At 68.2% G+C, this 13,093-nt stretch carries 12 protein-coding genes; 7 read left to right on the forward strand and 5 right to left on the reverse strand.

Going from position 1 to position 13,093, the window contains the following annotated elements:
- Window positions 1–273 precede the first annotated feature (273 nt).
- Window positions 274–1,749, forward strand: a complete 1,476-nt coding sequence (gene dnaB, locus ACTWQR_RS03990) for a replicative DNA helicase (protein WP_443225454.1) — start codon at window positions 274–276, stop codon at window positions 1,747–1,749.
- Window positions 1,750–2,252: 503 nt separating this feature from the next.
- On the opposite strand, the gene ACTWQR_RS03995 is transcribed toward dnaB, so the two are convergent.
- The gene (locus ACTWQR_RS03995) at window positions 2,253–3,362 is read right to left on the reverse strand and encodes an FAD-dependent oxidoreductase (protein ID WP_443225455.1); all 1,110 of its coding nucleotides are present in this window, start codon (window positions 3,360–3,362) and stop codon (window positions 2,253–2,255) included.
- A gap of 71 nt (window positions 3,363–3,433) precedes the next feature.
- Between ACTWQR_RS03995 and ACTWQR_RS04000 the strand changes: the two genes are divergently transcribed.
- The 3 genes from ACTWQR_RS04000 (at window position 3,434) to ACTWQR_RS04010 (ending at window position 6,307) form a co-directional block, all read left to right on the forward strand.
- On the forward strand, window positions 3,434–4,114 hold the full coding sequence (locus tag ACTWQR_RS04000) for a TetR/AcrR family transcriptional regulator (protein ID WP_443225456.1): 681 nt from the start codon (window positions 3,434–3,436) through the stop codon (window positions 4,112–4,114).
- A gap of 298 nt (window positions 4,115–4,412) precedes the next feature.
- Window positions 4,413–4,688 carry a hypothetical protein gene (locus tag ACTWQR_RS04005; RefSeq protein ID WP_443225576.1) on the forward strand — a complete coding sequence of 92 codons (276 nt, stop codon included), beginning with the start codon at window positions 4,413–4,415 and terminating at the stop codon, window positions 4,686–4,688.
- A gap of 233 nt (window positions 4,689–4,921) precedes the next feature.
- Complete coding sequence (locus ACTWQR_RS04010) at window positions 4,922–6,307, forward strand: serine hydrolase domain-containing protein (RefSeq protein WP_443225457.1); 1,386 nt, start codon at window positions 4,922–4,924, stop codon at window positions 6,305–6,307.
- A 132-nt stretch (window positions 6,308–6,439) separates the two neighbouring features.
- On the opposite strand, the gene ACTWQR_RS04015 is transcribed toward ACTWQR_RS04010, so the two are convergent.
- Both ACTWQR_RS04015 and ACTWQR_RS04020 read right to left on the reverse strand, forming a co-directional pair.
- Window positions 6,440–6,892, reverse strand: a complete 453-nt coding sequence (locus ACTWQR_RS04015) for a GNAT family N-acetyltransferase (RefSeq protein ID WP_443225458.1) — start codon at window positions 6,890–6,892, stop codon at window positions 6,440–6,442.
- A gap of 33 nt (window positions 6,893–6,925) precedes the next feature.
- Complete coding sequence (locus ACTWQR_RS04020; RefSeq protein WP_443225459.1) at window positions 6,926–7,390, reverse strand: MarR family winged helix-turn-helix transcriptional regulator; 465 nt, start codon at window positions 7,388–7,390, stop codon at window positions 6,926–6,928.
- Between the two features lie 138 nt (window positions 7,391–7,528).
- Here ACTWQR_RS04020 and ACTWQR_RS04025 point away from each other — a divergent pair, with 138 nt between their 5' ends.
- On the forward strand, window positions 7,529–8,737 hold the full coding sequence (locus ACTWQR_RS04025; RefSeq protein WP_443225460.1) for an MFS transporter: 1,209 nt from the start codon (window positions 7,529–7,531) through the stop codon (window positions 8,735–8,737).
- A gap of 233 nt (window positions 8,738–8,970) precedes the next feature.
- Here ACTWQR_RS04025 and ACTWQR_RS04030 read toward each other — a convergent pair whose 3' ends face one another.
- Complete coding sequence (locus ACTWQR_RS04030; RefSeq protein ID WP_443225461.1) at window positions 8,971–9,837, reverse strand: GNAT family N-acetyltransferase; 867 nt, start codon at window positions 9,835–9,837, stop codon at window positions 8,971–8,973.
- A gap of 5 nt (window positions 9,838–9,842) precedes the next feature.
- The gene (locus ACTWQR_RS04035) at window positions 9,843–10,379 is read right to left on the reverse strand and encodes a DUF2269 domain-containing protein (RefSeq protein WP_443225462.1); all 537 of its coding nucleotides are present in this window, start codon (window positions 10,377–10,379) and stop codon (window positions 9,843–9,845) included.
- 77 nt (window positions 10,380–10,456) lie between these two features.
- On the opposite strand from ACTWQR_RS04035, the gene ACTWQR_RS04040 reads away from it, so the two are divergent.
- Both ACTWQR_RS04040 and ACTWQR_RS04045 read left to right on the forward strand, forming a co-directional pair.
- Window positions 10,457–11,089 (forward strand): HAD family hydrolase, encoded by a 633-nt coding sequence (locus tag ACTWQR_RS04040; RefSeq protein WP_443225463.1) that lies wholly within the window; start codon window positions 10,457–10,459, stop codon window positions 11,087–11,089.
- Between the two features lie 418 nt (window positions 11,090–11,507).
- On the forward strand, window positions 11,508–13,085 hold the full coding sequence (locus tag ACTWQR_RS04045; protein WP_443225464.1) for a globin domain-containing protein: 1,578 nt from the start codon (window positions 11,508–11,510) through the stop codon (window positions 13,083–13,085).
- Window positions 13,086–13,093: the final 8 nt, after the last annotated feature.

Genomic DNA, 13,093 nt, shown 5'->3' on the forward strand with positions numbered 1-13,093 from the left:
CTTGTTCACAGGCCTGTCCACCGGATCGTGCACAGGTTTCGCGGGGTTCTCCACAGCATCGGGGCCGTCGTCCACATGGCCTGTGGATAACCAGATTGGCTGAAGGTGCCCGCGGGCCTACCTTGGTGCGACGCCCACTCCCTCCTCCGCCCACGGAAACCTCGCAAAGCCGACGCGTCAGAACCGGAGTCGGGGCGTCTCAGTTGTCAGTGTCGTGCCGTAGGAATGAGGGGCACGGCGAGGTCCGCTCGGCGGACGGGAGGAGGTGGCCCGGTGAGTATTTCCGAACCCTTGGACGATCCGTGGGCCGACAGCGGTCCCAGTGATCGCCTGCCCGCCTCCCGCCAGCGCCGCGATGGTGGCCGGGGTCGAGACGATCAACACGACCGCGGTCCGGACAATGCCGCTTGGGACGGCGGAGGCTCGTCCTTCGAACGCGTGCCCCCGCAGGACCTGGACGCCGAGCAGTCCGTCCTCGGCGGCATGCTGCTCTCGAAGGACGCCATCGCCGATGTCGTAGAGGTCCTCAAGGGCCACGACTTCTATCGGCCCGCCCACGAGACCGTCTACGGCGCGATCCTCGACCTGTATGCGAAGGGCGAGCCGGCCGACCCGATCACGGTCGCCGCCGAGCTCACCAAGCGCGGTGAGATCACCAAGGTCGGCGGCGCCTCGTATCTGCACACCCTGGTCCAGACGGTCCCGACAGCGGCGAACGCCGAGTACTACGCGGAGATCGTGCACGAGCGCGCGGTGCTGCGCCGCCTGGTCGAGGCCGGTACGCGCATCACGCAGATGGGCTACGCGGCCGACGGCGACGTGGACGAGATCGTCAACAGCGCCCAGGCCGAGATCTACGCGGTCACCGAGCAGCGCACCACCGAGGACTATCTGCCGCTCGGCGACATCATGGAAGGTGCGCTCGACGAGATCGAGGCGATCGGTTCGCGGTCGGGGGAGATGACCGGGGTGCCGACCGGCTTCACCGACCTCGACCAGCTGACCAACGGGCTGCATCCCGGCCAGATGATCATCATCGCGGCCCGTCCCGCCATGGGTAAGTCGACACTGGCGCTGGACTTCGCGCGGACCTGCTCGATCAAGCACAACATGCCGAGCGTGATCTTCTCGCTCGAAATGGGCCGCAACGAGATCGCGATGCGTCTGCTGTCGGCCGAGGCACGCGTGGCCCTGCACCACATGCGATCCGGCACGATGACCGACGAGGACTGGACCCGTCTCGCGCGCCGGATGCCGGACGTCTCGGCTGCCCCGCTCTACATCGATGACTCCCCGAACCTGTCGATGATGGAGATCCGTGCCAAGTGCCGTCGCCTCAAACAGCGCAGCGACCTGAAGCTCGTCGTCATCGACTATCTCCAGCTGATGCAGTCCGGCGGCAAGAGGTCCGAGAGCCGACAGCAGGAAGTCTCCGACATGTCGCGAAACCTGAAGCTCCTGGCCAAGGAGCTCGAGCTGCCGGTGATCGCTCTGTCGCAGTTGAACCGTGGCCCCGAACAGCGCACGGACAAGAAGCCGATGGTCTCCGACCTGCGTGAATCCGGCTCGATCGAGCAGGATGCGGACATGGTGATCCTGCTGCACCGCGAGGACGCGTACGAGAAGGAATCGCCGCGCGCCGGTGAGGCTGACATCATCGTGGGCAAGCACCGTAACGGACCGACGGCCACGATCACGGTCGCTTTCCAGGGGCACTACTCGCGCTTCGTCGACATGGCACAGACCTGATCGCGGTGGTTGCAGGTTCTCAAAACCCGGGCCATTTCCAGGTGGAACGAGAAGAACGGGAGCTGGGCCACACCTTGATCGAACGAGCTCAGCGCGCCGCGGGATAGACCGGCCCCGTTCGGTGCCGAGGTCGCGGAGGCTGTCCCCACGGCCATGGCGCACTGCGGCAACGGCTGATCCGTAAGACGGTGGTGGGCAGAGGTGGCCAAGCGCTGCCTGCCCCAGGTGACCTGCCCGTACGTCGACCTTCCTGTCCGGTGTGCGGGCAGGGCCGTACGACGGTGCTTGGCCGATCGCCGCGATCAGTCGAGCGTCGTGGAAGACGCCGCCCGGGTCGCCTAGGACGCCCGGGTCGCCGAAGGCGTCGAGTCCGCGGACCTCAGCAGCGTCGCCGGCACCCCTACCTTCTTCATCAACGACCGCAGACACTGCTGGGGCTGCCGCGGCTGCCGCGCCAGCCCCAGTGGCTGGGCAGCTGGTTGCCTGGTCGTATTCGGTTACATTCAGCCGGGTTGGAAGAACGCGAGCATCTTCTTGCTGGCGTCCGGCGCCATCAGCAATTCCTGTATGTCCGCGGACATCCGGGCGGCAGCGCTGGTGCGTTCGAACATCTCGCGTTCGTATTCTTTGACGGCGGCGGGAAAGTCGTCCGGGTGCGCGGCCAGCGCGAGACCGAGCATGGCGCCGTCGAGCAGCGCCATATTGGCGCCCTCTCCCACCGGCGGCATCAGGTGCGCGGCATCGCCGAGCAGCGTGACGCCTGGCGCCGACGGCCAGGTCAGGCCGACCGGGAGAGTGGTGATCGACCGCGGCACGACCGTGTCGTCGCAGGCCGCGATCAGCGCGGTGAACCGTGAGTCCCAGCCGGGGAGCAGGTCGATCAGCCGCGCCCGGGCGGCGGCCGGGTCGTCGAACGGGATCCCGCTGGTAGCGAACCAGTCCTCGGCGGTGTTATAGAAGCTGAGGCCGATGCGAACGCGGCCGTCGCCGTTGCGCTGCGCCGCCAGGGACAGTCCGTTGCCGAGCACCCAGTAGTTGCCGCGCCCGACCATCGCCGAGAGGTCGGGGTGCGTACGGTCGATGTTGGGAATGCCGACCTCGACGACGTTATGGCCGATATGCGCCGGGCGGGCGTCGGTGACCAACGCCCGGACTCGGGACTGCGCGCCGTCCGCGCCAACCAGCAGGTCATACGTCGTACTGCTGCCGTCGGCGAAGTGCAGTAGGCCGTTGTCGGCGGATTTGAACGCGTGCCCCCAGCGCACCACGTCGTCGGGGAGGGATTCCAGCAGTAGGTTGCGCAGATCGGCGCGGTCGACCTCGGGTCGCTCAAGCGGAGCGTCGTCGGGCGTGTCCTCCTGGAGCAGGAGGGTGCCATCCGGCTCGAGAAGACGCATGTCCTGACCTTCGCCACGGGCAATCGCGTAGAACTGGTCGATCAGACCGGCCTCGAGCAGCGCCCGCTGGCCGGAGTGGATGTCGAGCATGCCGCCCTGACCGCGGGCACCGCGTGACGATTCACGTTCATACACGACGGAATCCATGCCGTTCACGTGCAGCACACGGGCGAGAACCAGGCCGCCGAGGCCGGCTCCGACGATGGCAATGGTCATGGTTGCTTCCCCTTCGATACGCCGTACTGTTCGATACACTGTATGATTCGATGCGATGTATTGTTAGCGGCATGTTGGTGTGGGAGAGGCCGGAGCCACCGAATCGACCCGTGCCGGCCCCGTTGAGCCGGGAGCGGATCGTGCGAGCTGCGATCCAGCTGGCCGACGCGGACGGGTTGGACGCGGTGTCGCTGCGCAAGGTCGCAACCGCGCTGGACGTCCGTCCGATGCGGCTGTACGGCTACATCGCCAGCAAGGAGGAGCTGCTCGACCTGATGGTCGACGCCGTTCACGCCGAGATTCGGCCGGGCGGAGACGGCTGGCGGGAGGTGCTCCGGTCTCTTGCCGAAGCCACTCGGCACGCCGCTCACGAGCACGAATGGCTCGCCGATCTACTGGGTGGCCGACCCCAGCTCGGGCCGCACGCGCTGGCCAGTGGGGAGACCGTGGTGGCCGCACTGGGCGACGTCGACGTGGACGCCATCATGCCGGTGGTCGCCGCAGTCAACGCGTACGCGATCGGCGCAGTGCGTCGGGAGGTCGCCGAGCGGCGTGCCGAGCGGGCCACCGGGATGGACGAGAAGCGTTGGCAGGCCTCACTCGGTCCCTATCTGGAGCGGACCTTCGCCACCGGCCGATTCCCCGTGCTGGCCTCGGTGGTGCGCGATGCCGCCCATCTGGACGCCGACCGCACCTTCCGGATCGGCCTCGACTTCGTGCTCGACGGCATTGAAGCCCGCATCTCAAGGTGACGCGCGACCGGAAGGACCGGACCGGTACCGCCCATAGCGCCAGGTCTGCGCTGACGCGTTGAGACGGCGCAACATCACCAAAGTGTGCGGAAACTGAAGAAATGCCACGGAACTGAGATTCCAGCCGCATCACATTCTTGAGACAACGAGGAATCCGCTGGTCAGCTGAGATCAACACGTCACGCGATTTGGGACCTATAGTCGTCGTTGCAGGGCCTCGTCAGTTGTTGTAGAGCAGCCCCCAGGCGACCGTCGCCAATCTGCGCCAGGCGGCCGGCTTCGACCCGACAACCCACGGCTGCGCGAACTCGTCCGTACCCTCACCGAGCACAGCACGGACTTCACCCGCCTTGCCCACCGTGCGCGCCAAGACCCAGGACGCCAAGCGATTTCTCCACCCGGACGTCGATCCCCTCACCCTCACCTACCAGGGCTTGGACGTACGCGACGCCCCGGCCAGCAGCTCGTCGTCCACCACGCCGAACCGGGCAGCCCCAGCACCCAGGCCCTCAATCGCCTCGGCTCCATCCACGCCACCCGGGGCCAGGCCGAACCCTGGCCCCACAACTGGTAGCCGACGCACATGGAGATCGGCAGCAATGGTGACCCGGCAATCTTCAGCTTGGCGCGACCGGGGTCAGAGACAAGGGCCCGGGGGCGATGCAGATGTTCGCGTGGTCTCAGGCACTGAGCAAAGAACCCAGGTCACAGCATCGTCACCCGACAACGAAGCTGAGGACCTACACGGTCGCCAGTCGAGGCGGAAATGCGCTCGACGCAGGACGTCCGAGCAGGTGCACTTGGGCCATGACGTCACCTCAGGAAAAGCTGCTTCCCGCCACGCGCCGGGCTCTGCTGCACCGGATCGCCACCGCTCAGGCCGAGGGACGGGCGCCGTCGCTGGTGGCGGCGGTCGTCCGGGGCGGGAAGGCGGTGTGGCACGGGTCTCGCACCTCGGTGGACGGGCACGGGCCGGACGAGAACGTTCAGTACCGGATCGGTTCGATCACCAAGACGTTCACCGCCGTCCTGGTGCTGCGGTTGCGCGACGAGGGCGTACTGGACCTGGGCGATCCGCTGGAGAAGCATCTGCCGGGCACCGGTGCGGGGGAGGCGACGATCGCCGAACTGCTAGCGCACACGGCCGGGTTGGCGGCCGAGTCACCAGCGCCCTGGTGGGAGCGCACCCCCGGATCGCTGCGCCCCGAACTCGCCGACGTGCTGGGCGAACAGCCGCACAGGCTCCCCGTAGGGCGGCGGTTCCACTACTCGAACCCCGGCTATACGTTGCTGGGCGCGTTGGTCGAGGAGCTGAGGGGCGCTCCGTGGGAGGAGGTCCTGCGGAGCGAGCTGCTCGAACCGCTGGGACTGCACCGTACGAGCGCCCAGCCGCAGGCTCCGCATGCGGGCGGTTGGGCTGTGCACCCCTGGGCGGATGTGATGCTGCCGGAGCCTGTCGAGAACCTCGGGCGGATGGCACCGGCCGGGCAGCTCTGGTCCACCGCAGGCGATTTGGCGCGCTTCGCAGTCTTCCTCGCCGAGGGGGACCCTCGCGTACTGAGTGCGGCGTCCGTGCTCGAAATGCGTACGCCCGCCGCGCCGGCGGAAGCCGAAGACGTGGCGGCCGGTGCCGCCTACGGCCTCGGCATGCAGATTCAGTACCGTGACGGCCGGAACCTCGTGGGGCACAGCGGGTCCCTTCCAGGCTTCGTCGCCTGTCTCACTATCAGCGTCGAGGACGACCTCGCCGCCGTCGTGCTCGCCAACTGCACCTCCGGCCCTCTGACGGCGACGGTCGCCGCCGATCTCGTACGCATCGTCGCCGAGGCCGAGCCCCGGATTCCCGACCCGTGGCGGCCGTTGCCCGAAGTCGACCAGTCCCTACTGGAGTTGACGGGCCCGTGGTACTGGGGCACTCACGTCGCCGCGCTACGCCTCGCGGCCGACGGGGGTGTCTCCTTCGGGCCTTTGTCGGGCAACGGTCGCCGCTCGCGCTTCCGGGCGAACGGTGACGAGACCTGGACGGGACTCGACGGTTATTACGCAGGCGAGCTGCTGAGGGCCGTGCGGCGTCCCGACGGGTCGGTGAGTCACCTGGACCTCGGGTCCTTCGTGTTCACGCGGCAGCCGTACGAAGAGGGGGCCCCGGTGCCGGGTGGGGTGGACCCCGAGGGGTGGCGCGGGATCCGGTAGGCGCTGCCTGCCGGGGAGCGTTGTGTATGAGGATGCTCCTTTGCGAGGAGAGGCGTTGTGTTTCACGTGAAACACAACGCCTCTCCTCGCAACAGGGGCGTATGGAGCGGCCGTCGCCGGGGTTCGCTCGCCTCAGAGCTGCAGTTTGAATCCCACGTGCGATGCCGTGAAGCCGAGCCGCGCGTAGAAGCGGTGGGCATCGGTGCGGGTGGCGTCGGAAGTCAGCTGCACCAACAGGCACCCCTCGCGCCGGGATCGGTCGACGGCCCACTCTATGAACCGTGTGCCCAGGCCGCTGCCGCGTTCGTCGGCATGAACGCGTACGCCTTCGATGATCGAGCGGGTCGTGCCCTTGCGGGACAACCCGGGAATGATCGTGAGCTGAAGGGTGCCAACGACGCGGTCCTCGCGCACGGCGACGACCAGGTGCTGGTTCGGATCGCCGGCCATGCGCTCCAGCGCAGTCAGATATGGAGTCAGGTCGTCCGGTGACTCCCGCTCGGCACCCAGCGGGTCGTCGGCGAGCATCGCGACGATGGCGGGGACATCGTCCGCGACGGCCGGTCGTATCTCGAGCTCTCCCATGACAGCAGCCTACGCACGCTCTGTGGACGCGTCCTATGCGGGCGTGGGCATGCTCGCCGACTCCACGGCGCGGACCAGTGGGGCCAGTTCGGAGTTCTTGGCCGCTTCGTCGAGCGCCTCGCGCAGGGCGGCGTCGTTGGTGGGCCGGGCCTCGGCGAGGAGCTTGAGCCCCGCCTCGCTGACGTTCGTGTAGATGCCGCGGCGGTCGGTCGGGCAGAGGTAGCGCGCGAGCAGCCCGCGGTCCTCGAGCCGGGTGACCAGGCGTGTGGTGGCGCTCTGGCTGAGCACGACCGCGTCGGCGACCTGCTTCATCTGTAGATGGCCGCCGTCGCCGTCGTGCTGGCGGCTGAGGACATCGAGCAGGGAGTACTCGCGCACGCTCAGCCCGTGCTTGGACTGCAGGGCGCGCTCGATGTGTGCCTCGATCCTGCCGTGGAGCAGGGAGAGAGCGCACCAGCCCTGGGCGAGGGCGGTGAGTGCGGGGTCCGTCGCTGTCATGGCGTTTTCCTCCGTCCCGGAGCGGCTGAGAACCAGGATAGAGCACAACGGCGATAGTGCGCGCTTGCATGTAGTCGGCGTATGCAACTATTGTGAGCGCACCTAAAGCGCTCCTGCAATCATCTGGAGGTTCTTCCCATGCCTCTCGCGCTTCTGGCCCTCGCGATCGGGGCCTTCGGAATCGGCACCACCGAGTTCGTGATCATGGGCTTGCTGCCCGAGGTCGCGAGTGACTTCGGGGTCTCGATCCCCACCGCCGGGTTCCTCGTGACCGTCTACGCGCTCGGCGTCATGTTCGGCGCGCCGCTCATGACCGTCCTCGGTACCAAGGTGTCCCGCAAGCGGATGCTGATGCTGCTGATGGGGCTGTTCATCGTCGGCAACCTGCTCTCCGCCGTCGCCCCCGCCTTCTCCGTCATGCTGGTCGGCCGCGTGGTCGCCTCACTGGCGCACGGTGCGTTCTTCGGCATCGGCGCGGTCGTTGCCGCTGACCTCGTCGCGCCAGACAAGAAGGCCGGGGCCATCGCGATGATGTTCACCGGGTTGACCGTCGCCAACGTCGTCGGCGTACCGCTGGGCACCTTCGTCGGGCAGTCCGTCGGCTGGCGCGTCACCTTCACGCTCGTCGCGGCACTGGGCGTCGTCGGCCTCGCGGGCATCGCCAAGCTCGTCCCCGACATGCCCAAGCAGGAAGGCGTGCACCTGCGCCACGAACTGGCCGCGTTCAAGAACGTCCAGGTGCTGCTCGCCATGGCGATGACCGTCCTCGGCTTCGGAGGAGTCTTCGCGGCGATCACCTACATCGCGCCGATGATGACAAATGTCGCCGGCTTCGCGGATGGCTCCGTCACCTGGCTGCTCGTGCTCTTCGGCCTAGGCATGGTCGCCGGAAACCTCGTCGGCGGCAGGTTCGCCGACCGCGCTCTGATGCCGATGCTGTACGTCTCCCTGGGCGCCCTCGCGGTCGTACTCGCCCTGTTCACGCTCACCGCACACAACAAGATCGCGGCGGCCGTGACCATCGCGCTGATCGGTGCCTTCGGGTTCGCCACCGTGCCACCGCTTCAGAAGCGGGTGCTCGACCAGGCGCACGGCGCTCCGACGCTCGCCTCGGCCGTGAACATCGGAGCCTTCAACCTCGGCAACGCACTCTCGGCCTGGCTCGGCGGCCTGGTCATAGCGTCCGGCCTGGGCTACACCGCCCCCAACTGGGTCGGCGCCGTCCTCGCCGCCGCTGCCCTGCTGCTCGCCGTGCTCTCGGCAGCGCTGGAGCGCCGCGACGAGGGGCCCAGTCTGGTCGTCGCGGGCGTGGAGTCGGTGGAACACAAGGCCGCCCTTCACCACTGAGCCACTGTCCGGCTGACCGCTGACCGCTGACCGCTGTCTGGCCGACCGGTTGTCGGGCTGTCGGGCTGTCGGGAGGATCTGCCCAGAAAAGAGCACAGGAGCTCCCGGAAACGTCGAAACGCCTGCCCCGCCGGGGCAGGCGTTTCCCTTCGGCAGTGCAGTTCACCCGCAGCTACCCCGCGGCCGCAAAGCCCTCCGCCGGCTCACCGCCGGTCGCCAATCGCCCTGGTTGCTCAGCCTGCCGCCACCGTGAGGGGAGCGAACCGCCGTGTCCAGTCGCCTGGCAGCTCCGCGATGCCGTACGTCATGACCGTGTTGAAACTCGTGGGAGCGAGTCCGCGTTCTTTCACCCACGCCAGCAATTCCTCGTGCCGTACGTCGATGTCGGTGCGCAGCAGGCGGTCGGTGTGAGCGGCCAGTGAGGCGATGAGCGCCTTCGCCGTCTCCGTGTCCTGGGCGATCAGTGGACCCACGACATGGTTGGTCATGTTGGGCCACGCGGCCGCGTACCCGATGATCCGGCCGTCCTCCTCAGCGACGCGCAACTGGTCGGCGAAGGCGGGCAGCCGTGCGATCACGTGCGTGCGGTCGGTGCCGAACACCTCCTCGTCTAGGCGAAGAATGGTGGTCAGATCCTCGGCCGTGGCCGGACGCGTGATGACCTCGGGATCCGGCCCGCCGGGAGTGAAATGCCCGCGGACCATCTCGGCCCGGCCGGTGGTCTTGAAGCCCAGCTCTTCGTAGAGGGGACGGCCGTACGGGGTCGCGTGCAGGGTCAGCGGGGTGGGTCCCAGTTCGGCGACGACATGACGCATCAGTCGGCGTCCGACACCCTGGCGGGCATGCCGCGCGGCGACCAGCACCATGCCGATCGCCGCGAGATCGGGGCGGTCCTGGGACCCGTACCTGGTCACCACACAGACGCTGACGAGGCCGCCGTCGGGGTCATCGATGCCGTAACCCATGCCGGCCGTGAGTAGCAGGCCCCACTTGTGTTCTTCGCGGGGCCAGCCCCGGTTCTCGGCGAGGTCGGCGCAGGCGGAGAGGTCGCGAGGGGTCAGACGTCGGATGGGCAGAGAGGCGGGGGATGGAGTCGACACGCAGGTCAGGCTGTCTGACGGGCGGCCCCGGCGTCCACCGGTTTGCGGGCAGCCGTACGGATCCTTTGCCCGCGTCGTGTCAGTCCCCAGGGCTTGAGGATCGAGATCACTGTCATGAAGAGGTACGCGGACAGCGAGACGATCGGCCCCATCAGTACGTCACCGGGGTCGGGCAGCGCTCCGCCCGCCGAGACGGCGGTAGCCGCGGAACCGACTCCGGGGCGCAGAGCGAAGACAGTGGCGGTGGTCGTGGCCAGGGTCAGCCAGAACTTGGTGTAGACCCACCGATGCTTCGCCAGGCCCCAGGGCGTGCCCAGAGACAGCAGTAGGCCGCTCAGGAGCGCAAGGAAGGCAAGGGGAAGCAGGAGCCAGTCGGCGAAGAGCTTCATGGCGCGGACGGAAGCCTCCACGGTCACCGGGGACCCGGTGGTGGTCGCGGTGATCCCGAGCGCGAGCAGCCCGAGCGTGAGCCCGAGCCAGCTCGCGGAGGCGGCTACATGGACGACTAGGGTGGCCCGGCGTACGGGGCGGCTTAGTTTCACGTGAAACACCGTGCCGGGTGCGAGCGGTCGGGGACGTCTGACAGCGGGAGTAACCCCACGTACTAGCCTCGGCGTACATGACGAGACTTCATCTCTTCGATCTGGACGGGACGTTGCTGCACGGGACCTCTGCGTCCGTGGAGATCTCCCGGCAACTCGGGCTGGAAGGCGAGACCCTGGCGCTCGACGAGGCGATCGGCGCAGGGCTCATAGGCCCGCCGGAGTACGCGACGCGGGTGCACGCCCTCTGGACGGACCTGACCGAGGCGCATGTGGCAGCGGCTTTCGCCGGAGCGCCCTGGCTGTCCGGCATCGAGGACGTCTGGGCGCGGATCAGGGGGAGCGGCGACTACTGCGCTGTCATTTCACTCTCGCCCTCGTTCTTCGTCGAGCGGCTGACGGGGTGGGGCGCGCACGCGGCATACGGATCGCAGTTCCCGGCGGTGCCGTTCACCGAGCCGGTGGATCTGGCGGGGATTCTGAGCTCGGCGGCCAAGGTGCGGATCGCGGACCGGCTCTGTGGAGAGTTCGGGGTCGACCGGGCCGACTGCGTCGCGTACGGCGACTCGATGTCGGACAGGGACCTGTTCGGAGTGGTTCCGGTATCCGTCGCGGTCAATGCGGATCAGCATCTGGCGGGCCTCGCCACCCACTCCTACGTGGGGCGGGATCTGCGGGATGCCTATGAATTGGTGCGGCCTGCCCGGTAATTGAAGGAATTGATGGTCCGGCCCCTACCAATTCCTGATGTAAGGCAGCAGGGACTTGTGCGGCGGACCGCGGCCGGTATGGTCGACTCCGGTTCGTGTCCGGGGTGATGTCCGCAGATCCCGCCAGGGCGAACGTGGGGCAATGCAGCCTAATGGGACGGAGAGATCGAAGACCTGCATTTCCGGTTACGCGGCCGGGGCGCTGGAGCGTGGTGGGAGGCTGCGATGGCGGTGGTGCGGCCAATGTCACATTCTCGGTCTACTTGTCCGTAGGGTGCAGGATTTTCGGGATTCAACGTGGCCGCATTGGCCGAGGATGCGAAACGGAAAAAAGCAAGCAGTCTGCGGGGGAAAGCAGGCAACTTCCGACCGAGGAAGTGCGCAGACCGACTGAAAGATGCTCGAGGCGAGGCACACCATGGACGCTCCGACCACCGCGTCGGCCGACAACGGCACTTCAGGGGGTAGCGGCGGAGGCGGCTGGTTCACGCCGCACAAGCCGCCGGAACCGCCCGCGGGCGGCGAGCAGGAGACGACTGAGGGCGGCCGCCGCCTGGCCGGGCTGCGCCCCGTGGGCAGGCCCGCGACGGACAACAGCGAAGTGGCGCGGCAACGAATATCGCCGGCGGCGGAGCCCGACTCGGACGCCGGCCCAGCCGATGCCGGCACCACCGATGCCGACGCCGACCATTCAGACTCCGTCGGCACCATTGCCGCCAGCGTTACTCCTGCCGGTCCGCCCGAGGCGCTACCCGTCATGCCGGCTCTTCCCGGGCCCCCTGCCCCACCCAAGTCGGACCAAGCACCCCGCGTCCCCGACCAGCGGTCCGCTCCCGGCGCTGCCTTCGCACCTGCCGCTGTCCCCGTTCCGGCCCAGGCCGCCTCCCCCGACGCCGTCCTCATCCGCCGCACCATGGCCGAGGTGGGCCCCGTCGCCGACAAGGTGACCTCGTACTTCTACGCGCTGCTCTTCGTGCGCCACCCGGATCTGCGCACGCTGTTCCCCGCCGCGATGGACACTCAGCGGGACCGGCTGCTCAAGGCGCTGCTGACCGCGGCCGAGCACATCGACAACACCGAGGTGCTGGTCGCGTATCTGAAGAACCTCGGCCGTGGCCACCGCAAGTACGGCACGCGTCCCGAGCACTACCCGGCCGTCGGCGAGTGCCTCATCGGGTCGCTCAGCCGGTTCGCTGAGGCGATCTGGGACAAGGAGACCGAGGCGGCCTGGGTCCGGGCGTACACGACGATCTCGCAGGTCATGATCGACGCCGCGGCCGCGGACGAGCTGCGCGCCCCGGCCTGGTGGTTCGCCGAGGTGATCTCGCACGATCTTCGAACTCCGGACATCGCCGTCGTCACGGTCCGCCCCGACCAGCCGTACCCCTTCCTCGCCGGGCAGTACACAAGCCTGGAGACCCCCTGGTGGCCGCGGATCTGGCGGCACTACTCGTTCGCCTCGGCGCCCCGCTCCGACGGTCTGCTGTCGTTCCACGTGAAGGCGGTTCCGGCGGGCTGGGTCTCCAACGCGCTGGTGCACCGCGCCCGTCCCGGCGACACCATCCGTCTGGGCCCGCCGGCCGGTTCGATGACCGTCGACCACACCACCGACAGCGGGCTGCTCTGCCTGGGCGGCGGCACCGGCATAGCCCCCATCAAGGCACTCGTCGAGGACGTCGCCGAGCACGGCGAGCGGCGCCCGGTCGAGGTCTTCTACGGAGCCCGCACCGATCACGACCTGTACGACATCGACACGATGCTCCGGCTCCAGCAGAGCCATCCCTGGCTCGCGGTGCGCCCCATCGTCGACCAGCAAGCGCACCTCCAGCTCCCCGACGCCGTACGCGAGTACGGGCCGTGGAACGAGTTCGACGCGTACCTCTCGGGCCCGCCCGGCATGATCCGCAGCGGTGTGCACGCGCTCAGAGACAGCGGGATCCCGTCGGAACGGATTCGGCATGACGCGGTGGAGGAACTTGTCACGACCGCGGAGTGACACAGGGC

Source organism: Streptomyces sp. 2A115 (assembly GCF_052245575.1).
In the GTDB taxonomy this organism is placed as follows: Bacteria; Actinomycetota; Actinomycetes; order Streptomycetales; family Streptomycetaceae; genus Streptomyces.

Coding starts and splice junctions, on each gene's coding strand:
- ACTWQR_RS04025 (WP_443225460.1), top strand. CDS start 7,529: ATGCCTCTCGCGCTTCTGGCCCTCGCGATCGGGGCCTTCGGAATCGGC.
- ACTWQR_RS04015 (WP_443225458.1), bottom strand. CDS start 6,892: ATGGGAGAGCTCGAGATACGACCGGCCGTCGCGGACGATGTCCCCGCC.
- ACTWQR_RS04040 (WP_443225463.1), top strand. CDS start 10,457: ATGACGAGACTTCATCTCTTCGATCTGGACGGGACGTTGCTGCACGGG.
- ACTWQR_RS04045 (WP_443225464.1), top strand. CDS start 11,508: ATGGACGCTCCGACCACCGCGTCGGCCGACAACGGCACTTCAGGGGGT.
- ACTWQR_RS04020 (WP_443225459.1), bottom strand. CDS start 7,390: ATGACAGCGACGGACCCCGCACTCACCGCCCTCGCCCAGGGCTGGTGC.
- ACTWQR_RS04000 (WP_443225456.1), top strand. CDS start 3,434: ATGTTGGTGTGGGAGAGGCCGGAGCCACCGAATCGACCCGTGCCGGCC.
- ACTWQR_RS03995 (WP_443225455.1), bottom strand. CDS start 3,362: ATGACCATTGCCATCGTCGGAGCCGGCCTCGGCGGCCTGGTTCTCGCC.
- ACTWQR_RS04010 (WP_443225457.1), top strand. CDS start 4,922: ATGACGTCACCTCAGGAAAAGCTGCTTCCCGCCACGCGCCGGGCTCTG.